Origin of the sequence: Streptomyces sp. NPDC052042, assembly GCF_044548345.1 — a bacterium.
In the GTDB taxonomy this organism is placed as follows: domain Bacteria; phylum Actinomycetota; class Actinomycetes; order Streptomycetales; family Streptomycetaceae; genus Streptomyces.
Window position 1 is genome coordinate 165,229 of the sequence record NZ_JBIUBU010000015.1, and the last position, 20,382, is coordinate 185,610.

18 protein-coding genes are annotated in these 20,382 nt (G+C 70.7%); 15 read left to right on the plus strand and 3 right to left on the minus strand.

The features are described from left to right. The first annotated feature begins 78 nt into the window (after positions 1–78). From ACIHCL_RS23870 to pssA, 10 genes are all read left to right on the plus strand, one after another. Positions 79–1,860, plus strand: a complete 1,782-nt coding sequence (locus tag ACIHCL_RS23870) for a 3-hydroxyacyl-CoA dehydrogenase family protein (RefSeq protein ID WP_399864583.1) — start codon at positions 79–81, stop codon at positions 1,858–1,860. Positions 1,861–1,990: 130 nt separating this feature from the next. Then, positions 1,991–2,806, plus strand: coding sequence for a TetR family transcriptional regulator (locus ACIHCL_RS23875; RefSeq protein WP_399864584.1), 816 nt, complete (start codon positions 1,991–1,993; stop codon positions 2,804–2,806). A gap of 113 nt (positions 2,807–2,919) precedes the next feature. Further along, complete coding sequence (locus ACIHCL_RS23880) at positions 2,920–3,714, plus strand: GNAT family N-acetyltransferase (protein WP_399864585.1); 795 nt, start codon at positions 2,920–2,922, stop codon at positions 3,712–3,714. A gap of 402 nt (positions 3,715–4,116) precedes the next feature. Next, a complete protein-coding gene (ccrA, locus tag ACIHCL_RS23885; RefSeq protein ID WP_399864587.1) occupies positions 4,117–5,586 on the plus strand; it encodes a crotonyl-CoA carboxylase/reductase in 1,470 nt (489 codons plus the stop codon). Positions 5,587–5,595: 9 nt separating this feature from the next. Then, positions 5,596–7,608 (plus strand): protein meaA, encoded by a 2,013-nt coding sequence (locus ACIHCL_RS23890; RefSeq protein WP_399864589.1) that lies wholly within the window; start codon positions 5,596–5,598, stop codon positions 7,606–7,608. Beyond that, positions 7,605–8,567, plus strand: coding sequence for an HpcH/HpaI aldolase/citrate lyase family protein (locus tag ACIHCL_RS23895; protein ID WP_399864590.1), 963 nt, complete (start codon positions 7,605–7,607; stop codon positions 8,565–8,567). The genes ACIHCL_RS23890 and ACIHCL_RS23895 overlap by 4 nt, the downstream gene beginning before the upstream one ends. A 1-nt stretch (position 8,568) precedes the next feature. Beyond that, on the plus strand, positions 8,569–9,120 hold the full coding sequence (locus ACIHCL_RS23900) for a MaoC family dehydratase (RefSeq protein ID WP_399864591.1): 552 nt from the start codon (positions 8,569–8,571) through the stop codon (positions 9,118–9,120). A gap of 2 nt (positions 9,121–9,122) precedes the next feature. Then, complete coding sequence (locus ACIHCL_RS23905) at positions 9,123–10,328, plus strand: acyl-CoA dehydrogenase family protein (RefSeq protein ID WP_399864592.1); 1,206 nt, start codon at positions 9,123–9,125, stop codon at positions 10,326–10,328. Positions 10,329–10,508: 180 nt separating this feature from the next. Continuing rightward, a complete protein-coding gene (locus tag ACIHCL_RS23910; RefSeq protein WP_399864594.1) occupies positions 10,509–11,156 on the plus strand; it encodes a phosphatidylserine decarboxylase in 648 nt (215 codons plus the stop codon). A gap of 61 nt (positions 11,157–11,217) precedes the next feature. Then, positions 11,218–12,000 carry a CDP-diacylglycerol--serine O-phosphatidyltransferase gene (gene pssA / locus ACIHCL_RS23915; protein ID WP_399864636.1) on the plus strand — a complete coding sequence of 261 codons (783 nt, stop codon included), beginning with the start codon at positions 11,218–11,220 and terminating at the stop codon, positions 11,998–12,000. Between the two features lie 196 nt (positions 12,001–12,196). Here the strand turns inward: pssA and ACIHCL_RS23920 are convergent, their stop codons facing one another. Then, positions 12,197–13,228: a zinc-binding alcohol dehydrogenase family protein gene (locus ACIHCL_RS23920; RefSeq protein WP_399864596.1), complete on the minus strand. Its 1,032-nt coding sequence runs from the start codon at positions 13,226–13,228 to the stop codon at positions 12,197–12,199. Positions 13,229–13,638: 410 nt separating this feature from the next. Here ACIHCL_RS23920 and ACIHCL_RS23925 point away from each other — a divergent pair, with 410 nt between their 5' ends. Continuing rightward, a complete protein-coding gene (locus ACIHCL_RS23925) occupies positions 13,639–14,223 on the plus strand; it encodes an SRPBCC family protein (protein WP_399864598.1) in 585 nt (194 codons plus the stop codon). Positions 14,224–14,363: 140 nt separating this feature from the next. On the opposite strand, the gene ACIHCL_RS23930 is transcribed toward ACIHCL_RS23925, so the two are convergent. Then, positions 14,364–15,479: a glycerate kinase gene (locus tag ACIHCL_RS23930; RefSeq protein ID WP_399864599.1), complete on the minus strand. Its 1,116-nt coding sequence runs from the start codon at positions 15,477–15,479 to the stop codon at positions 14,364–14,366. A gap of 130 nt (positions 15,480–15,609) precedes the next feature. Here ACIHCL_RS23930 and ACIHCL_RS23935 point away from each other — a divergent pair, with 130 nt between their 5' ends. From ACIHCL_RS23935 to ACIHCL_RS23945, 3 genes are all read left to right on the plus strand, one after another. After that, positions 15,610–16,104, plus strand: a complete 495-nt coding sequence (locus ACIHCL_RS23935; protein WP_399864600.1) for an NUDIX domain-containing protein — start codon at positions 15,610–15,612, stop codon at positions 16,102–16,104. A 511-nt stretch (positions 16,105–16,615) separates the two neighbouring features. After that, positions 16,616–17,818, plus strand: a complete 1,203-nt coding sequence (locus ACIHCL_RS23940) for a hypothetical protein (RefSeq protein WP_399864601.1) — start codon at positions 16,616–16,618, stop codon at positions 17,816–17,818. 267 nt (positions 17,819–18,085) lie between these two features. Further along, positions 18,086–18,859, plus strand: coding sequence for an SIR2 family NAD-dependent protein deacylase (locus tag ACIHCL_RS23945; protein ID WP_399864602.1), 774 nt, complete (start codon positions 18,086–18,088; stop codon positions 18,857–18,859). Between the two features lie 136 nt (positions 18,860–18,995). On the opposite strand, the gene ACIHCL_RS23950 is transcribed toward ACIHCL_RS23945, so the two are convergent. Next, positions 18,996–19,418, minus strand: coding sequence for a (2Fe-2S) ferredoxin domain-containing protein (locus ACIHCL_RS23950; RefSeq protein WP_399864603.1), 423 nt, complete (start codon positions 19,416–19,418; stop codon positions 18,996–18,998). 353 nt (positions 19,419–19,771) lie between these two features. On the opposite strand from ACIHCL_RS23950, the gene ACIHCL_RS23955 reads away from it, so the two are divergent. After that, a complete protein-coding gene (locus tag ACIHCL_RS23955; protein WP_399864605.1) occupies positions 19,772–20,356 on the plus strand; it encodes a TMEM165/GDT1 family protein in 585 nt (194 codons plus the stop codon). Positions 20,357–20,382 lie beyond the last annotated feature (26 nt).

Consider the following 20,382-nt stretch of genomic DNA (forward strand, 5'->3'; position numbering starts at 1 on the left):
GCGCGCATGCTCCGCGCCGGCTTCTCCCGTGCGCTTCGCGCGTACTCACAGTCGTCACTCACCCTCTGGAGTCCCCTGATGGACACCTCGCTCACCACCATCGCCGTCGTCGGCCTCGGCACCATGGGGACCGGCATCGCCGAGGTCCTCGCCCGCGCCGGTCACGAGGTCATCGGTATCGACATCGACGAGAGGGCGGCCCGTCGGGCCGTCGCCTCACTGGAGGCCGCGACCGAGCGCGCCGTGCGGCACGGCCGGATCACGGAGCGCGAACGGAGCCGGGTCCTCGCCCGGTTCCGCACCCACGACGACCTGCGCGCCGCCGCGGACGCGGAGCTGGTGATCGAGGTCGTTCCGGAGTCGTACGAGATCAAGCAGCAGGTGTTCCGGGATCTCGACGCGATCGTCTCCCCGACCGCGATCCTGGCCACCGGGACCAACGCCCTGTCCGTGACGCGGCTGGCCGCCGAGTCGCTGCACCCCGAGCGGGTGCTGGGGCTGCACTTCTTCAACCCGGCCCCGGCGATGAAGCTGGTCGAGGTGGTCTCCTCGGTGCTGACAGCGCCCCCGGCCGTCGAGGCGGTCACCGCGCTCGCCCGCAGCCTGGGCAAGGAGCCGGTCGCGGTCGGCGACCGGCCGGGCTTCGTCGCGGACGGGCTGCTGTTCGGCTACCTCAACCAGGCCGCGGCCATGTACGAGGCGAACTACGCCTCCCGCGAGGACATCGACGCGGCGATGAGGCTGGGCTGCGGACTGCCGATGGGGCCGCTCGCCCTGCTCGACCTGATCGGGATCGACACCGCACGCACGGTCCTGGAGGCCATGTACGCCTCGTCGCACGACCGGTTGCACGCCCCGGCACCGATCCTCCGGCAGCTCAGCGAGGCGGGGCTGACCGGTCGCAAGGCGGGTCGTGGCTTCTACACGTACGCGGAGCCCGGCGGGCGGACCGTGGTGCCGGACGCCCTGACCCCGCGCAAGGACGCATCACGGGTCGAGGGAAGGCCGGTGCGTTCGGTGGGCGTCGCGGGCTCGGGCACGATGGCCTCGGGGATCGCCGAGGTCTTCGCGAAGGCCGGACACGACGTGGTGCTCGTCGCCCGCGGGCAGGAGAAGGCGGACGCGGCCAAGACCCGGATCGCCAAGTCGCTGGAGCGTTCCGTGGCCAAGGGGCGGCTGACCGCCGAGGCCCGGGACGAGGCACTGGCCCGGATCACCCCGGCGGGCTCGCCCGACGCCCTCGCCGAGGTCGATCTCGCGGTCGAGGCCGTGGCCGAGGACCTGATGGTCAAGCAGCAGCTCTTCCGCACACTGGACAAGGTGTGCAGGCCGGGAGCGGTGCTCGCCACCACCACCTCCTCGCTGCCGGTCGTGGCGATCGCGCGGGCCACCTCGCGTCCGCAGGACGTCGTCGGCATGCACTTCTTCAACCCGGCGCCGGCCATGAAGCTGATCGAGGTCGTCCGCACGGTGCTCACCGCGGACGACGTCCGCGCCACCGTCCACGAGGTGTGCGGCATGATCGGCAAGCACGCGGTGGACTGCGGGGACCGGGCCGGGTTCATCGTCAACGCGCTGCTGTTCCCGTACCTGAACAACGCGATCAAGATGGTCGGGGAGCACTACGCGACCCTCGACGACATCGACGCCGCGATGAAACTGGGCGGCGGCTACCCGATGGGCCCGTTCGAGCTTCTGGACGTCGTCGGCCTCGACGTGTCGCTCGCCATCGAAAAGGTGCTGCACGAAGAGTTCCGCGAGCCGGGACTGGCCCCGGCACCGCTGCTCGAACACCTGGTGGCCGCGGGCTGCCTCGGCCGCAAGACGGGGCGCGGCTTCCGCGAATATGCCCGGCGCTGAGCCGCCCCCGGTGGCGGGGGCCGGGTGGGGCGGGCTGCTCGACCCTCGGGGCGGCCCGCCCCCGCGCGATCCGCCGGGCGGCCCGCCCCCGCGGACGCCCTCCCCCGCGTCGATGCAGTACGTTCACACCATGTCCCAGCCCGCCAGGTCCCCCCGTGCCTCCGCCGTGTCCGACCCGCAGGAAAGCCCAACCGGCGGTCGCGCCGCTGCCCAACGGCTCAAAATGCGCCGAGAACTGGCCGCCGCGGCGATGGAACTCTTCGCGACGAAGGGGTACGAGGCCACGACGGTCGACGAGATCGCGGGCGCCGCGGGAGTCGCCCGGCGCACCTTCTTCCGCCATTTCCGCTCCAAGGAAGAGGCCATCTTCCCGGACCACGACGACACGCTCGTCAGGGCCGAGGCCGTCCTCAACGCCGCCCCCGCGCACGAGCATCCGCTCGACACCGTCTGCCGCGGCATCAAAGAGGTCATGAAGATGTACGCGGCCAAGCCCGCGGTCTCCGTGGCCCGTTACAAGCTGACCCGTGAGGTTCCCACCCTGCGCGAGGCCGAGATCGCCTCGGTGGCCCGCTACGAGCGGCTGTTCACGCGTTATCTGCTGGGCCACTTCGACGAGCGCGACCACGAGGCCGGCAACGACGACCCGCTGCTCGCCGAGGTCGCGGCGTCCGCGGTCGTCACCGCGCACAACCATGTGCTGCGGCGCTGGCTGCGAGCGGGCGGCGAAGGCGACGTGGAGGCCCAGCTCGACCACGCCTTCGCGATCGTCCGCAGGACGTTCGGCACCGGCATCGGGGCGGGCCGGGTCTCCGGCGGCGAACCGGCGAAGCAGCCCGCCGCCACCGTGTCCTCCGAGAGCGAGGTGCTGGTCGCGGTGGCGCGGACGGACGCGCCGCTCGACGAGGTGATGCGCACGATCCAGCAGGCGCTCCAGGACCACTGAGAAGGCCCGCCGGACCGGTGGGGCCCCGGGGCGGTGCCTGTCCGGCCGGGGCCCGCCCTCCGCCCCGCCGAATTTCGGTTGCCGCTCCCTCGGTCCGGTGGTGTGGTGTGCGGATGAATCATGATTGTGATGCAATTCTTGCCCTTTTCGACCGGGAGATGCGGGAGCACGCCCGCCCCGACGGCCCCGGCGTCCGGGTCGAGCGCACCGGTGACGTCGTACGGATGAGCGACACAGCCGAAGGCTGGGGCAGCGTCGTCTGGTCGGCCCCGGACCTCGACGCCCGGCGGGCGGACGCCGCGATCGCCGCGCAGGTGGCGCACTGCGCGGCGTCCGGCTACGACGAGTTCGAGTGGAAGCTGTACGCGCACGACCGGCCGGCGGACCTGGCGGAGCGGTTGCTCGCGGCCGGTTTCGAGGCGGAGGATCCGGAGACCCTGATGGTCGCCCCGGTCGCGGACCTTCCGACGGCGGTGGAGCTTCCGGAGGGGGTCCGGCTGCGCCCGGTGCGGGACGCGGACGACGTGGAGCTGATGGTCCGCGCCCATGGGCGGGCGTTCGGCTCGGACGGCGCGCAGCTGCGGCACCGTGTGCTGGCCGGGCTGGCCGAGGGCCCGGACCGTTTCGCCGCCGTCCTCGCCATGGCGGGCGACGAGCCGGTGAGCGCGGCCCGGATGGAGATGTACCCGGACACCCGCTTCGCCGGGCTGTGGGGCGGCGGTACGGCCCCTCAGTGGCGTGGCAGGGGCATCTACCGGGCGCTGGTCGCCCACCGCGCCCGGATCGCGGCGGAACGCGGCTACGACCTCCTCCAGGTCGACGCCTCCACCCAGAGCCGCCCGATCCTCGAGCGCCTCGGATTCATGGCCCTGAGCACCACGACTCCGTACCTGTACCGCGCTCGTTAGGGCCTCCACCGCGTACCGCGCTCGCCAGCGCCTCTATCGCACTCGCTGATCGATCATCCGCCGGGCATACCCGCACGAAACACCCCCCATTGCGCTCATGCGTGCCCGGCGGATGACAAGTGAGAGAAATTCTTGGCACCGAGTGCCTTGCGACCTGTCACGGAGTGCCATACGTTGAAGTTGTCCGGGCGGTCGGCGTACCGGGACCTCGCGTACGCCGACTGTCCCAGCGGGCTCCTCGTCCGCGCGCCCGGACGCCTGCGTCACAGGCACAGCCTTCTGCTCCACAGAGCAGGCCCAGCACCACCGGCCGAACCGACGGCACCACCTCCACCTCAGCTCCCCCTCAGCTCAGGGGACGTTCCGGCGTCCCCTGGGCGACCCATCCGCCGGAGGCACACCGTGAAGGAAATCCTGGACGCGATCCAAGCGCGGACGGAATCGTCAGGCGGTTCCGCCGCGGACCGGGCCGCCGAATTCGCGGCCCTGCCCATCCCCGAGTCGTACCGCGCGGTGACCGTGCACAAGGACGAGACGGAGATGTTCGCCGGGCTCGCCACCCGCGACAAGGACCCCCGCCACTCGCTCCACCTGGACGAGGTGCCGGTGCCCGAACTCGGGCCCGGCGAGGCCCTGGTCGCCGTCATGGCCAGCTCGGTGAACTACAACTCCGTCTGGACCTCGATCTTCGAACCGCTGCCCACGTTCGGCTTCCTGGAGCGCTACGGCCGGCTCAGCGAGCTCACCCGGCGCCACGACCTGCCGTACCACATCATCGGCTCCGACCTCGCCGGCGTCGTCCTGCGCGCCGGCCCCGGCGTCAACGCCTGGCGGCCGGGCGACGAGGTCGTCGCACACTGCCTCTCCGTCGAACTGGAATCCTCGGACGGGCACAACGACACGATGCTCGACCCGGAACAGCGCATCTGGGGCTTCGAGACCAACTTCGGCGGCCTGGCCGAGATCGCGCTCGTCAAGTCCAACCAGCTGATGCCCAAGCCGGCCCACCTCACCTGGGAGGAGGCTGCGGCCCCCGGTCTGGTCAACTCCACCGCCTACCGGCAGCTCGTCTCGCGCAACGGCGCGGGCATGAAGCAGGGCGACAACGTGCTCATCTGGGGCGCCAGCGGCGGACTCGGCTCGTACGCCACACAGTTCGCCCTGGCGGGCGGCGCCAATCCGATCTGCGTCGTCTCCAGCGAACAGAAGGCCGACATCTGCCGCAGGATGGGCGCCGAGGCGATCATCGACCGCAACGCCGAGGGTTACCGGTTCTGGAAGGACGAGCACACCCAGGACCCGAAGGAGTGGAAGCGTTTCGGCAAGCGCATCCGCGAACTCACCGGCGGCGAGGACGTGGACATCGTGTTCGAACACCCCGGCCGCGAGACCTTCGGCGCCTCCGTCTACGTGACCCGCAAGGGCGGCACGATCGTCACCTGCGCCTCCACCTCCGGTTACCAGCACGAGTACGACAACCGCTACCTGTGGATGTCGCTGAAGCGGATCGTTGGCTCCCACTTCGCCAACTACCGCGAGGCGTGGGAGGCCAACCGCCTCGTCGCCAAGGGCAAGATCCACCCGACGCTCTCCAAGGTCTACCCCCTGGACCAGACCGGGCAGGCCGCCTACGACGTCCACCGCAACCGCCACCAGGGCAAGGTCGGCGTGCTGGCGCTCGCCCCCCGCGAGGGCCTGGGCGTGCGCGACCACGAGCTCCGCGAGAAGCACATCGACGCCATCGGCCTGTTCCGTGACGCCTCGGCGGAACGGACCGACCGGCCCGGCCGTGACGCCTCGGCGGAACGGACCGACAGGCCCGGCCGTGACGCCTCGGCGGAACGGACCGTCGAGCCCCGCCGGAATGTCTGAGGTCCCGCGATGAACGAATGCCAGAAGGACCGCCCCTGGCTCATGCGGACGTACGCCGGCCACTCCACCGCCGAGGCGTCCAACGAGCTCTACCGGCGCAACCTCGCCAAGGGCCAGACCGGCCTGTCGGTCGCCTTCGACCTGCCGACGCAGACCGGCTACGACCCCGACCACGTCCTCGCCCGCGGCGAGGTCGGCCGGGTCGGTGTTCCCGTGTCTCACCTCGGTGACATGCGGCGGCTGTTCCAGGACATCCCCCTGGAGCGGATGAACACCTCGATGACGATCAACGCCACCGCGATGTGGCTGCTGGCGCTCTACCAGGTGGTCGCGGAGGAACAGGGCGCCGATGTCACCGGGCTCCAGGGCACCACGCAGAACGACATCGTGAAGGAGTACCTCTCGCGCGGAACACACGTCTTCCCGCCCGTTCCCTCGCTGCGGCTGACCACCGACATGATCGCGTACGCGGTCAACCACATCCCGAAGTGGAACCCGATCAACATCTGCAGTTACCACCTCCAGGAGGCGGGGGCCACCCCGGTCCAGGAGATCGCGTACGCCATGTCGACGGCGATCGCGGTACTGGACGCCGTACGGGACTCGGGCCAGGTACCCGAGGAGAAGTTCGGCGATGTGGTCGCGCGGATCTCCTTCTTCGTGAACGCGGGTGTCCGCTTCATCGAGGAGATGTGCAAGATGCGCGCCTTCGGCCGCATCTGGGACCGCGTCACCCGCGAGCGGTACGGCGTGGAGAACGCCAAGCAGCGGCGATTCCGCTACGGCGTCCAGGTCAACTCGCTGGGGCTGACCGAGGCGCAGCCGGAGAACAACGTCCAGCGGATCGTCCTGGAGATGCTGGCCGTCACCCTGTCCAAGGACGCCCGAGCCCGGGCCGTCCAGCTTCCCGCCTGGAACGAGGCGCTGGGGCTGCCCCGCCCCTGGGACCAGCAGTGGTCGCTGCGCATCCAGCAGGTACTGGCGCACGAGAGCGATCTGCTGGAGTACGAGGACATCTTCGCCGGGTCGCACGTCGTCGAGGCCAAGGTGGACGAACTGGTCACGGAGGCGCTGGCCGAGATGGACCGGATCGAGAAGATGGGCGGCGCGATGGCGGCCGTCGAGTCCGGCTATCTGAAGTCCGAGCTGGTCACCTCGCACGCCGCCCGCCGGGCCAGGATCGAGAGCGGCGAGGAGAAGATCGTCGGCGTCAACATCCACGAGGCCACGGAACCCAACCCGCTCACCGCGGATCTCGACGGCGCGATCATGACGGTCGACCCGGCCAACGAGGCGCGGGTGGTGGCCGCCCTGCACGCGTGGCGCGAGAACCGTGACGGGGCGCGCGCCGCCGACGCGCTGGCCGCGCTGAAGAAGGCCGCCGCGGGCAGCGAGAACCTGATGGCGGCGACCCTGGAGTGCGCCCGCGCGGGCGTCACCACCGGGGAGTGGGCCTGGGCGCTGCGCGATGTCTTCGGCGAGTTCCGGGCACCGACGGGCGTCTCGTCGGCGCCCGTCGCGGTGACCGCGGAGGCCGGGACTCCGCTCGCCCTGGTCCGGGAGAAGGTCGCCCGCACCGCGGCCGACCTGGGGGCCGGGCGGCTACGGCTGCTGGTCGGCAAGCCGGGTCTGGACGGGCACTCCAACGGCGCCGAGCAGATCGCCGTACGGGCGCGTGACGCCGGATTCGAAGTGGTCTACCAGGGGATCAGGCTGACGCCCGAGCAGATCGTCTCGGCGGCCCTCTCCGAGGACGTGCACTGCGTCGGCCTGTCGATCCTCTCCGGTTCGCACGCGGAGCTCGTCCCGGACGTGCTGACCCGGCTGCGCGAGGCCGGCGCCTCGGACATCCCGGTCATCGCGGGTGGAATCATCCCGCCCGCCGACGCCTCGGCCCTGCTCGGGGCCGGAGTCGCCGCCGTCTTCACCCCGAAGGACTTCGGCATCACGGAGATCATCGGTCGTATCGTCGACGAGATCCGGAAAGCGAACAAGCTCGACCCTCTGGAGGTACCCGCATGACCGCCGTCAACCGTCTGCGTCCGCGCCGCTCGTGCCTGGCCGTGCCCGGCTCGAACCCGCGATTCCTGGAGAAGGCCCAGGGCCTTCCGGCCGACCAGGTCTTCCTGGACCTGGAGGACGCCTGCGCGCCGCTCGCCAAGGAGGGCGCCCGGCACACCATCGTCGACGCGCTGAACAAGGGCGACTGGACGGGCAAAACCCGTGTCGTACGGGTCAACGACTGGACCACCCACTGGACGTACCGCGACGTCGTCACGGTCGTCGAGGGCGCCGGCCAGAACCTCGACTGCGTCATGCTGCCGAAGGTCCAGGACGCCCAGCAGGTCGTCGCCCTGGACCTGCTGCTGACCCAGATCGAGAAGACGATGGGCCTCGAGGTCGGGCGGATCGGCATCGAGGCGCAGATCGAGAACGCCAGGGGCCTGGTGAACATCGACGAGATCGCCGCCGCCTCGCCCCGCCTGGAGACCCTGATCTTCGGCCCGGCCGACTTCATGGCGTCGATCAACATGAAGACCCTGGTCGTCGGCCAGCAGCCGCCCGGGTACGACGCGGACGCGTACCACTACATCCTGATGCGCATCCTGATGGCGGCCCGCGCGCACGACCTCCAGGCGATCGACGGCCCCTTCCTTCAGATCCGGGACGTGGACGCGTACCGCGAGGTCGCGGGCCGGGCCGCGGCGCTGGGCTTCGACGGCAAGTGGGTGCTCCACCCGGGGCAGGTCGAGGCGGCCAACGAGGTGTTCTCGCCGTCGCAGGAGGACTATGACCACGCCGAGCTGATCCTCGACGCATACGAGTGGTGCACCTCCGAGGAGGGCGGCAAGAAGGGTTCGGCGATGCTCGGCGACGAGATGATCGACGAGGCGAGCCGCAAGATGGCCCTGGTCATCGCCGGCAAGGGGCGCGCGGCCGGTCTGCGGCGCACCTCCGAGTTCGAGGCTCCGGAGGCCTGACATGCAGTTCGGACGCACCTTCGAGGAGTTCGAGGTCGGCGCGGTCTACAAGCACTGGCCCGGAAAGACGGTCACCGAGTACGACGACCACCTCTTCTGCCTGCTGACCATGAATCATCACCCGCTGCACATGGACAGCAATTACGCGGAGCGGACGACGGATTTCGGGAAGAACGTCGTCGTCGGCAATTACGTCTACTCGCTGCTGCTCGGGATGTCCGTTCCGGACGTCTCCGGAAAGGCGATCGCCAATCTGGAGATCGAGTCGCTGAAGCATGTCGCGCCGACCTTCCACGGCGACACGATCTACGGCGAGACGACCGTTCTCGACAAGACCCCGTCGAAGTCCCGCAGCGACCGCGGAATCGTGTACGTGGAGACCAGGGGCTACAAGCAGGACGGGACGCTGGTCTGCGTGTTCCGCCGCAAGGTGATGGTTCCCACCGAGACGTACATCAAGGAGCGCGGCGGAGAGCAGCCCGGCCGCCCCGAGCCGCTCCCGGCCCCGCAGAAGTCCTCCCCGAATCCCTCGCAGAAGAACGCGGAGAAGTAGCCATGACGCGACTCGCCCAGACCGCCGGTCTCACCGAGGTCCAGCAGGAAATCGTCTCCACCGTCCGGGACTTCGTCGACAAGGAGATCATTCCGGTCGCGACCGCCCTGGAACACCGCGACGAATATCCGACCGACATCGTCGAGGGGCTCAAGGAACTCGGCCTGTTCGGGCTGATGATCCCCGAGGAGTACGGGGGGCTGGGCGAGTCGCTGCTCACCTATGCGCTGTGCGTGGAGGAGATCGCCCGCGGCTGGATGAGCGTGTCGGGCATCATCAACACCCATTTCATCGTGGCGTACATGCTCAAGCAGCACGGCACCCAGGAACAGAAGGACACCTTTCTCCCCCGGATGGCCCTGGGCGAGGTCAGAGGCGCGTTCTCGATGTCCGAACCGGGGCTCGGCTCGGACGTCTCGGCGATCGCTTCCAAGGCCGTCAGGGACGGGGAGGAGTACGTTCTGGACGGCCAGAAGATGTGGCTGACGAACGGCGGCACGTCCTCGCTCGTGGCCGTGCTGTGCCGGAGTGACGAGGGCCACCCCGAGGGCACCGCCCCGCACAAGTCGATGACGACGTTCCTGGTCGAGAAGGAGCCGGGCTTCGGGGAGGTGCGCCCGGGACTCACCATTCCCGGCAAAATCGACAAAATGGGCTACAAGGGCGTGGACACCACCGAACTCATCATGGACGGGCTGCGAATTCCGGCCAACCGGGTTCTGGGTGGCGCCACCGGCCGGGGCTTTTACCAAATGATGGACGGAGTCGAGGTCGGCCGGGTGAATGTGGCCGCGCGTGGCTGCGGTGTCGCACAGCGTGCTTTCGAGCTGGGTGTTTCGTATGCCCAGCAGCGCCAGACCTTCGGAAAACCGATCGCCCAGCATCAGGCGATCCAGTTCAAGCTGGCCGAAATGGCCACCAAGGTGGAAGCCGCCCATGCCATGATGGTGAATGCGGCACGCAAAAAGGACTCCGGGGAGCGAAACGACCTGGAGGCAGGGATGGCGAAGTACCTCGCCTCCGAGTACTGCAAGGAAGTCGTCGAGGACGCCTTCCGGATCCATGGCGGCTACGGCTTCTCCAAGGAGTACGAGATCGAGCGCCTCTACCGGGAGGCCCCGATGCTGCTGATCGGCGAAGGTACCGCCGAGATCCAGAAAATGATCATTGGGCGCCGGCTCCTTGAGGAGTACCGATTCCAGGGTTAATTGTCCCTTTCAAGGCGATTTGGCCGCGAAGAAGATCACACCCTGTCATCCTCAACCGGTGCCTTCCCACCGTCCGACTCGGCTGCTGGCTTGCCCAGTTACGGCTCGCAACCGATAACATCGCCGGAAAGCCGCCGTCCCCCGTTGCCAGCGCGGCATCATCCGCTACGAAGGTCTTCCATGCCCGACAGCCAAACCTCTGCACCGCGCGGCGGTGTCCGCCTTGCACGCGGAGCTTCGCCGTGGCTCATTCCCACCGTCGCCACCGCGGCGCTCAGCCTCACCCGGGCCCGCAAGTCCGGGCGCTGGGCCGCGGTGGCCGTGCCCACCACCGCGCTCGCGGCGGGCATGCTGTGGTTCTTCCGGGACCCCGAGCGCGAGATCACGCAGGGTCGGGTCATCTCCCCGGCCGACGGCGTGGTGCAGAGCATCATGCCGTGGAAGGACGGGCGCACCCGCGTCGCGATCTTCATGAGCCCGCTGAACGTCCACGTGAACCGTGCGCCCCTGGCCGGCACCGTGACCTCCGTCGAGCATGTCCCCGGTGGGTTCGTTCCCGCTTTCAATAAGGAGAGCGAGAACAACGAGCGCGTGGTCTGGCACTTCGACACCGAGCTCGGCGACATCGAGATGGTGCAGATCGCGGGCGCGGTCGCGCGTCGCATCGTCCCCTACGTGCCGCAGGGTACGAAGGTGGAGCAGGGCGAACGCATCGGGCTGATCCGTTTCGGCTCCCGGGTCGACCTGTATCTTCCGGAGGGTGTCGAGGTCGCGGTCGAGGTCGGCCAGGCCACTACCGCGGGGGTGACTCGAATTGACCGTGATTGATCCCGACTCACGGACCGACTGGGCGCAGGACTCGGAGTCCGAGGAGGACGTCGGCGAGGACATGCCGCTCTCTCTGCGGCTTTCGATAGCGGACACTCTCACCCTGGGCAACGCCACCTGCGGCTTCATGGCGGTGTACTTCACCACCACCGGGATCCTCATCCCGCACCTCACGGGCGGCGACGAGAGCGGCATGGCGCGGCACTCCGCGGCCACGGCCGTGATCCTGATGCTGCTGGCGGCGGTGTTCGACCTCTGCGACGGACTCGTGGCGCGCAAGCTGCGTTCCTCGCCGATGGGGGCCGAGCTGGACAATCTCTCGGACCTGATCAGCTTCGGGCTCGCCCCGGCGTACTTCGTCCTGGTGTACGGCATGGTCGCCGACGACGCACACCAGCGGGTGTCCGCGCTGGCGGCGATCGTGGTGCTGCTGGCGGTGGTGCTCAGACTCGCCAGATTCTCCTGCGTGACCATGAAGGACGGCATGTTCCAGGGCATGCCGAGCCCCTTCGGAGCGCTCACGGTCGTCTCGATCGTGCTCCTGGAGCTGCCCTTCGTGCCGACGCTGCTCGCGATCGTCGGGGTGGCGTGGCTGATGGTCAGCCGGGTCGAGTACCCGAAGCCGCGGGGCATTCTCGCGGTGGCGATGCTCAGCTGGATCATCTCCGCAATGGGTCTGCTGGCCGCGTGGGCGCTCGACGCCCCCGGCGGACAGCTGCTCCTCCAGACCGGCTGTGCCCTCCAGGTGGTTCTGGGTGCGGTCATTCCGCTCTTCGCGACGGCCCGGCGGGTGAACACCTTCCGGGACAACCGGCGCGAGGCGCGGGCCGCCCAGCTGCCGTAGCGGGAGGGCACCGACGCGCGAGAGGGCCCCGGATGCGGGCTTGGGTTCTCACGGTCTTCGCAACATCCGCGATCTGTGGGAGTTGCGAGGACCCCTTGAATCCAAGGGAAGCATCCGGGGCCCTCTCGTGTGCTCGGGAGATGTACGCGCCCCGACCGCACCCACCGGAACGGCGGGGGACGGCGCGACGGGCGCGTCAGCCGGGCACGAGCACGGCGGCCCCGTGCACCCGGTCGGCGGCCAGGTCGGCCAGGGCCTGGTCGGCCCGGCTCAGCGGATAGGGGCTCACGGTGACCCGGATGCCGATGCGCCGGGCCAGGGCGAGGAACTCCCGCCCGTCCTCACGGGTGTTGGAGGTGACACTGCGCAGGTCGCGTTCCTGGAAGAGATGGCGCTGGTAGTTCAGCACGGGAACGTCCGACAGATGGATACCGGCGACCGCGAGCGTCCCCGATCTGTCCAGGGCCTCCAGCGCCACCGGCACCAGGTCCCCGACGGGTGCGAACAGGATCGCCGAGTCCAGCGGTTCCGGCGGCCGGTCGTACGCGCCGCCCGCCGAGGCCGCGCCCAGCTCCAGCGCGAGTGCGCGGGCGCTCGCCGAGCGGGTCAGCACATGGACGGTGGCACCCTCGGCGAGCGCCACCTGGGCCGCGAGGTGGGCCGACGCGCCGAAGCCGTAGATGCCGAGACGACCGCCCTCCGGGAGCGCGCTGCGCCGCAGGGAGCGGTATCCGATGATGCCGGCGCAGAGTAGTGGGGCGAGATGGGCGGCGTCCTGGTCGTCGGGAAGTATGTAGGCGAAGTCCTCGGGCACCACCGTGGTCGTGGCGAAGCCGCCGTCCGCATCCCAGCCGGTGTAGACGGATCGCGGGCAGAGGTTCTCCCGCCCGGCCCGGCAGTACCGGCAGCTTCCGCACGTACCGCGCAGCCATGCCCCGCCCACCCGGTCACCGACCCGGAACCGGCGGACGCCGTCGCCGACCGCCGAAACCCGGCCGACGATCTCGTGCCCGGGGACGGTGCCCGGACGGTGCGGTGGAAGGTCGCCCTCGGCCAGGTGGAGGTCCGTACGGCAGACCCCGCACGCCTCCACGTCCAGCAGCAGCTCCCCCGGGCCGGGCACGGGTTCGGCACGCCGCACACGCTCCAGCGGGCCGGTGCCGATCGGGCCCGGGGTCCGGACGGCCCAGCCGCCCTGCTCGGCCGGGGAGGGTGCTGGAACAGCCACACGTCCAGCGTGCGGCGGCCGGAAGGGAGCGGCAACCTCGCGGGCCTCGGGACGCCGCCCGGCCCCTCCCGGTCCCGCTCGGCGGACCGGGAGGGGCCGGGTACGCCGCCCCGCGCACCCGTGTGTACGGGGCGGCTCGGCGCCGCCCGCGCGGGAACACCCGGACGCCGCGTACGCGCCCCGGGCACTGCTCGCACCCGGCAGACGCCGCTCGCTCATACCAGAGGACCGGACGACTTCGTGGGAAGCCCTTCGGCACGGCGGCGGTCCGAGGCCCAGGAATCACTCCATCGGCCGTGCGAGGCGTGCGCGTACCCGGAACGAGAAGCAGGCTGATGGGCGAACGGCACCGCGACGAGGGCGCCCGGAGGCCGAAGGTGGGGCGGCCGGGCGCCGTAAGAGGTGGAGCCATGCCCCGTGTGTCTGCGCATGTCCATGTGTCCCGCCCCGCGGAGGAGATCTTCTCGTACCTCCGGGATCCACGGAACCTGGCCGTGTGGTCGTCGAGCATAGACCAGGTGCTCGACGGCCCCGTCGCCACGGAACTCGGCGACGAATACCTCTGCAAGTTCCCGGGCAGGCGGCGGGCGCACCGCCTCACCTGCACCGCGAGCACACCCGTGGAGTATCTGGCCTTCCGTGGCGCGCGGATGTGGACCCCGCTGGGCCGGCACTCACCGGAACTGGAGTTCCGGCTCAGTCCGAACCGGCGGGGCACGATGGTCCAGGTGTCGGTCAGACCCCACCTGGACGGCGGCATGATCATTCTCGCCCCGTTCGTCACGATGGCGTGGCGCCGCGACCTTCCGGTGGAGCTGCGGTGCCTGGCGGATCTGCTCGGCGATGGCCGGCAGACGGACGCGGACGTCGCGCAGAGCGACACGGACCGTCCACCGACGGGCAGGGGCTCCGTCGGGACGGGTGCGGACGCGGGCGCCGAGCGGTCCGGCACGGACATCGGGGACGGTCAGGACACAGCGCCGGCCCCCGGCTGACCCGAGGGGGGCCGGGGCCCGGCGTGGCACAGGCGCCATGGGTGCGGGCCGACCGCCGCGGGCACGGGCCACCGGCGCGGCCACCCTCGGTACGGACGACTACGGGCACGGGCCGTCGGCGCCGCGGATACGGAACCGGGTTACCGCAGGAAGTCGCGGGCGATCGCCTCGGCAGCCCGTTCCAGCAGCGGCCCTGCCTGGGCCATGGAGACGGCGGGGTCCGGTTCCAGGTCCGCCAGCGCGTACGCACGGCTGATTCCCGCGCCGGTCAGCGCCTCGGGCGTCAGGGCGAGCCGGCCACAGACCGCCACGACCTCGACGCCCGCCGCGCGGGCCGCCGCGGCCACGCCCGCCGGGGCCTTGCCGTGCAGGGTCTGCTCGTCGAGCGAGCCCTCACCGGTGATAACCAGTGTGGCCCGTGCCAGCGCGGGGGCGAAGCCCAGGACGTCGAGCATGACCTCGATACCGGGCCGGAACCGCGCGCCGAGGGCGACCAGCGCCCCGTAACCGATGCCGCCCGCCGCGCCCGCCCCGGGCCGCAGGGCGTGGTCGGGGCCGAGGACGGACGCGTAGTGGTCCAGCGCGGCATCGAGGACCGCGATGTCCTCGTCGGTGGCGCCCTTCTGCCGACCGTAGACCTCGGGAGCGCCCTTGGGGCCGGTCAGCGGATTGTCCACATCGCTGGCGAGGATCAGATCCACATCGGCCATGCGCGGGTCGAGGCCGGACAGATCCGCCTCGGCGAGATCGGCGAGACCGCCGCCACCAGGTCCGACAGGCTCGCCGTCCGCCTTCAGGAAGCGGGCGCCGAGCGCGGCCAGCATGCCCGCGCCGCCGTCCGTGGTCGCACTGCCGCCCACGCCGAACACGATCGTGCGGGCACCCGCGTCGAGCGCCGCCGCCAGCAGTTCGCCCGAGCCGTACGTGGTGGCCGTGAGCGGGGCGAACACTCCCTCGGGGAGGTGCTGGAGGCCCGACGCCTCGGCCATCTCCACCACGGCGGTGGTGCCGCGCAGCGCGTACGCCGCCGTCACCGGCTCCCCGAGCGGCCCGGTCACCCGCGCCTCGCGGCGCTCGAACCCGGCGGCCACCGCCGCCGCCACCGTGCCGTCGCCGCCGTCCGCCACCGGAAGTGCCTCAACCCGTACCCCTGGGACGACGCGCCGCAGCCCGGCCGTCACCCGCTCAGCGACCTGCGCGGCCGTGAGCGATCCCTTGAACTTGTCCGCCGCGACGAGCACGTCCGCGGTCTCCATCACTGCTCCGTCCGCCACCTTGAACCCCTTGCTTTCGAACAGGCAGTCGCGCCGCCCCGACCCTATCCGCAGCGCATCCCCGCTGCCCAGGGCCGTCGCGCGTCCGTGGGGTCCGATTACGCTGCCCCGCGTGACCACCACTGACTACGCCACCTACATCGCGGGGCTGCCCCGGGTGCTGGCCGCCGCGGCCACGGTGTTCCGCGATGCCCGCGGCCGGATCATGCTCGTCGAGCCGAACTACCGCGACGGCTGGGCGCTGCCCGGCGGAACCGTCGAGTCCGACGAGGGTGAGAGTCCCCGGCAGGCCGCGCGGCGCGAGACGGCCGAGGAGATCGGGCTCGATCTGCCGCCGGGACGGCTGCTCGCGGTCGACTGGGCGCGCGGTCCGGGGCGTCCGCCCATCGCCGCGTACCTCTACGACGGCGGGGTGCTCGGCGATGCGGAGCTGAAGGAGATCCGGCTCCAGGAGGAGGAGCTGCTGTCCTGGGATCTCGTCGAGCGCGGCGAGCTCGACCGTTATCTGCCGGGCGGCCTCGCGCTGCGTCTGAGGGCGGCGCTGGAGGTGCTCGACTCGGGGAGCGGCACGGCAGAACTGGAGGACGGCCGTCCGGTGACCGGCTGACCCGAGCGGTCGGCAGGGCCGGTCCGGCGGGCAGAGCCGGTCCGGCCCGATGGACGCCTGGACCCGGGGCGACGGGGTGCGGGATCGACCGGTCCTCCGGAGTCGTCGACGCCTCCGGGCTCCCCCGGCCTGCCGGCCTGCCGGCCTGCTGGACTGCTGGACTGCTGGACTGCTGGACTGCTGGGCTGCTGGGCTGCTGGGCTGCTGCGCCCTACGGAATCCCCCGGGCCTGTGGGACGGCCAGGACCCACGGAATCAGCCGGGCCTGCGGGAGGGCCACGGTGCCACCTGAGCCTGCGGAACCACCGGGGCGCACGTCCCCCAAGGCACGACTGCGCCGCGAATGACCCGTCCGCCGCACATGAACCGGGACCGCCGTGGCGGCCGTTTTCCTGATCATCCGTCAGCTGGTAAGCCGGTCCGCCGCTCTCGGAAGCGTGAATTCACGCGCTTGTCGTCCGCAGTGCACGCTCGGCCTGCATCATCCGAACTCCACGACAGGGGAGGGGTCATGCGCAAGCGCACGGATCGGTTCGGTGGGTTCACGGCAGCAGTCGTCGCGGTGTTCGCCTGTACGGCGGTCGTCGCCACGGCGTCGACCTCGGCCGCGCGGCCGGTGCCCGCCCCGGCCCCCCATCGCGCGGCGCCGCCGTCGGTCGACGGCGGTGCCTGGCGCTCGGGCCATGTCCAGGGCGCGGCCATCGACCGCCGCAAGGGTTTCATGTACTTCTCGATGACCAATCTGCTGGTCAAGACCGACCTCAAGGGCAATCCGGTCGGCTCGGTCACCGGTTTCACCGGCCATCTCGGCGATCTGGACTTCAACGAGAAGGACGGCCGGGTCTACGGCTCACTGGAGTACAAGAAGGCGAAGTCCTTCTACATCGCGATCCTCGACGTGGACCGCATCACCCGCATGAACATGGATGCCCAGTCCACGGGTGTCGTCTCGACCGTCCATCTGAAGGAGGTCGTGAAGGACTTCACCGCCGACATGAACGGAGACGGCGTGTTCGACGGCGACACGGCCGACACCCCCGACCACCGCTACGGCTGCAGCGGCATCGACGGCGTCGCCTTCGGCCCGGCGTTCGGTGACGGGCGCGGCAAGCACGGCGAGCGGAGGCTGACGGTCGCGTACGGCGTGTACGCCAACCGGGACCGCACGGACAACGACCACCAGGTGCTCCTCCAGTACGACGTGACTCGGTGGCGGAAGTACGAGCGCCCCCTGACCGAGTCCGCCCCGCACACCAGCGGCCCCGCCCGCGTCGACGGCAAGTTCTTCGCGTACACCGGGAACACCACGTACGGCGTGCAGAACCTGGAGTACGACGGACACAGCGGCAACTGGCTGATGGCCGTCTACCGGGGCACCAAACCCGGCTTCCCGAACTACTCGGTCTTCGCGCTGGACGGTGCGAAGAAGCCGGTGCGCGGGCTCGTCCGGGGGCAGCGGACCCCGGAACGCGGGCTGCTCCTCCCCTTGCTGCGCGAGGGCGCCCACGACACGGCGACCGGTACGTACGGATGGCCGGCACCGGACCAGTACGGGCAGTACGGACTGGTCTCGCTCGACGACGGACGGTTCTACGTGGTGCGGAGCGGCACCGTCCAGGACGGCGGGGTCACCAAGCAGACCGCCCGCGCGGTGCTGAACACCTGGACCGGCCGGACCCCGTCGCCGTTCAGTCCCGTGACCCCCGGGGCCTGACCCGCCGGGGCGGGCGCCGTCGCGACGGCGCCCGCGGGCCGTTGGGGGCCTGAGTTGGGGGGGCCGGACACAACCCCCCCGTCCCCCGGCGGCCCGTCCATCTCCCCCCTCCTCCCCTTGTCCGGCGCGATCCGACACCGCGCAGCCCCCCGTCCGAGGCGCGGCCCCGTCCGCCCGGTCCGGCCCCATCCGGCCCTGCCCCGTCTCGTTCCGCACCGGGCGAAACGCCCTCGCGCATGTCGCCCGGCGCTACGTACGCTCGTGACCATGACTCTCGTCGCGATCCTCAGCGGCGCCGGTATTTCCACGGATTCCGGCATTCCCGACTACCGCGGGCCCAACGGGCTCTGGCGCAAGGACCCGGAGGCCGAGAAGCTCGTCACCTACGACTGCTACATGAACGATCCGGAGATCCGCAGGCGTTCCTGGCAGATGCGCCGCGCCAGTGCGACCTGGAACGCGCGACCCAACGCGGCCCACCGGGCGGTGGCGGAGCTGGAGCGCTCCGGCGTCCCGGTGCGGGTGATCACGCAGAACGTCGATGGGCTGCACCAGTTGGCCGGTCTCCCCGCTCGAAAGGTTCTGGAACTGCACGGAACGGCACGTGAGGTGGCCTGTACCCGCTGCCACGCCCGCTCCCCCATGGCCGAGGCCCTGACGCGGGTCGAGGCGGGCGAGGCCGATCCGCCGTGCGGGAACTGCGGCGGCATTCTGAAGTCGGCCACGATCATGTTCGGCGAACGGCTCGACCCCGTGGTCCTGAGCGATGCGATGGCGATCGCCAAGGCGTGCGAGGTGTTCATCGCGGTCGGGACGACGCTCCAGGTGCAGCCCGCCGCCTCGCTGGCAGGGATCGCGGTGGAGCACGGGGCTCGGCTGATCGTGATGAACGCCGAGCCCACGCCGTACGACGAACTGGCCGACCAGACCATTCGCGAGCCGATCGGAACGGCCCTTCCCACGCTGCTGAGGCGGCTGACGGCCGCCCCGGCCCCGAGCGCGGACGGCGACGAGGGCGGGGAGCGGAAACGGGGTCCCTGAGCTGAGCGGCCGCTGTGGCCGATGTGAGTGATGCGCCCGATGTTGGCCGAAACCGCGGATGCGCCCCCTGCGCTTGCTACGACGGCGACCGTGCTCGGACCGGCCGCGAGGACGTGACCCGGCCGGAGCGCGTCGCTCAGTCCTCGCGTTCCGCCCGTTCCTCCTGTTCCTGCCGGACGCGGCGGGAGGGGCGGAACGTGTAGAGATCGAGGATCCCGGGGAGGTCCGCCAGCCCCGGCCCGCCCGCCTCGGCCCAGGCGGCTATGTCCGTCACGGCGTCCGGGTCGTTGACGAGCCCGAGCCAGACCGGTCGTCCGCCGACCGCACGGCCCTGCGCCGAGGGCTGCACGACGACGACGTTGGCCTGCTCGCAGGCGTCCAGGCAGTCCACGGCGCGGACCACGGCCACACCGGCGAGCGTCCGGCGCAGTTCGGCGAGCTGACCGGCGTGGTCCACACCGGGGATCTTCGGCGTTCCGCAGCAGCAGCCGCGGCAGACGCTGACGGTGGGCCGGGAGGCGCCCCGGGCGGGGGCGGGCCTGGGCGTGCGACGGCTCATGCGGGGACGCTCCCGAGGACGGCCGGGACGATCGGCAAAGGACTGATGATCACCGCGGACTGTACCGGCCCCGCACCGGATCGCACACCTGCGCTCCCTCGGTGAGCGGTGGGGTAGTGTGGGCGGTTGCGAAGGGGAGTAGCCCCGCGAACCGGTCGTCGACACACTGGAACCTTCGGGTTCCCGGTGGCCGGGCCCGTGAAGGTGTCATGGGCGGGCGAGACCTTCGGTCAGGTATGACGCGCCCGCACCCCGCGGGTGTCGACGTCGTGCCGGGCCGAGTGGTCCTCCGGACAGCCCCAGTGGCGCTTCGCGAAGGCCCGGGGCCCGGCTCTCACAGAAAGCCACCCGGAATGCACCTCGACCCCCTGGCGATCATCACCGCCTTCGGGCTGATCTTTCTCGCCGAGCTGCCCGACAAGACGATGTTCGCGTCCCTCGCCATGGGCACCCGCATGCGCCCGCTGTACGTCTGGTTCGGCACGTCGACCGCGTTCATCGTGCACGTCGCCATCGCCGTCGGGGCGGGCAGCCTGATCGGGCTGCTGCCGGACTGGATCGTCAAGATCGTCTCGGCGTCCTTGTTCGCGCTCGGCGCGTTCATGCTGCTGCGCTCCGGAGGCGGCGACGACGAGGACGAGGACGGTACCAAGACGGTGACCGGGTTCTGGCCGGTCTACTCGACGGCGTTCATGGCGGTCTTCATCAGCGAATGGGGCGACCTGACGCAGATCACCACGGCCAACCTCGCCGCGAGCGACGGCACATGGTCCACGGCGATCGGTTCGGCGGCCGCGCTGATGTCGGTCTCGGCGCTGGCGCTGCTCGCGGGGCAGTTCATCGCGAAGCGGGTGCCGCTCGGGACGGTTCAGCGGATCGGCGGACTCTGCATGTTGGGGCTGGCGATCTGGACCGTGGTGGAGATCTTCACCGGTTGATCTCACACGCCGTGTCCGGTCCGTAC

Excerpts from the sequence above, each read along its gene's own strand:
- ACIHCL_RS23880 (WP_399864585.1), top strand. The coding sequence starts at position 2,920 with ATGAATCATGATTGTGATGCAATTCTTGCCCTTTTCGACCGGGAGATG.
- ACIHCL_RS23925 (WP_399864598.1), top strand. The coding sequence starts at position 13,639 with ATGCCCCGTGTGTCTGCGCATGTCCATGTGTCCCGCCCCGCGGAGGAG.
- ACIHCL_RS23890 (WP_399864589.1), top strand. The coding sequence starts at position 5,596 with ATGAACGAATGCCAGAAGGACCGCCCCTGGCTCATGCGGACGTACGCC.
- ACIHCL_RS23900 (WP_399864591.1), top strand. The coding sequence starts at position 8,569 with ATGCAGTTCGGACGCACCTTCGAGGAGTTCGAGGTCGGCGCGGTCTAC.
- ACIHCL_RS23950 (WP_399864603.1), bottom strand. The coding sequence starts at position 19,418 with ATGAGCCGTCGCACGCCCAGGCCCGCCCCCGCCCGGGGCGCCTCCCGG.
- ACIHCL_RS23955 (WP_399864605.1), top strand. The coding sequence starts at position 19,772 with ATGCACCTCGACCCCCTGGCGATCATCACCGCCTTCGGGCTGATCTTT.
- ACIHCL_RS23945 (WP_399864602.1), top strand. The coding sequence starts at position 18,086 with ATGACTCTCGTCGCGATCCTCAGCGGCGCCGGTATTTCCACGGATTCC.
- pssA (WP_399864636.1), top strand. The coding sequence starts at position 11,218 with ATGCCGCTCTCTCTGCGGCTTTCGATAGCGGACACTCTCACCCTGGGC.
- ACIHCL_RS23910 (WP_399864594.1), top strand. The coding sequence starts at position 10,509 with ATGCCCGACAGCCAAACCTCTGCACCGCGCGGCGGTGTCCGCCTTGCA.
- ACIHCL_RS23870 (WP_399864583.1), top strand. The coding sequence starts at position 79 with ATGGACACCTCGCTCACCACCATCGCCGTCGTCGGCCTCGGCACCATG.
- ACIHCL_RS23905 (WP_399864592.1), top strand. The coding sequence starts at position 9,123 with ATGACGCGACTCGCCCAGACCGCCGGTCTCACCGAGGTCCAGCAGGAA.
- ACIHCL_RS23895 (WP_399864590.1), top strand. The coding sequence starts at position 7,605 with ATGACCGCCGTCAACCGTCTGCGTCCGCGCCGCTCGTGCCTGGCCGTG.
- ACIHCL_RS23875 (WP_399864584.1), top strand. The coding sequence starts at position 1,991 with ATGTCCCAGCCCGCCAGGTCCCCCCGTGCCTCCGCCGTGTCCGACCCG.
- ACIHCL_RS23930 (WP_399864599.1), bottom strand. The coding sequence starts at position 15,479 with ATGGAGACCGCGGACGTGCTCGTCGCGGCGGACAAGTTCAAGGGATCG.
- ACIHCL_RS23940 (WP_399864601.1), top strand. The coding sequence starts at position 16,616 with ATGCGCAAGCGCACGGATCGGTTCGGTGGGTTCACGGCAGCAGTCGTC.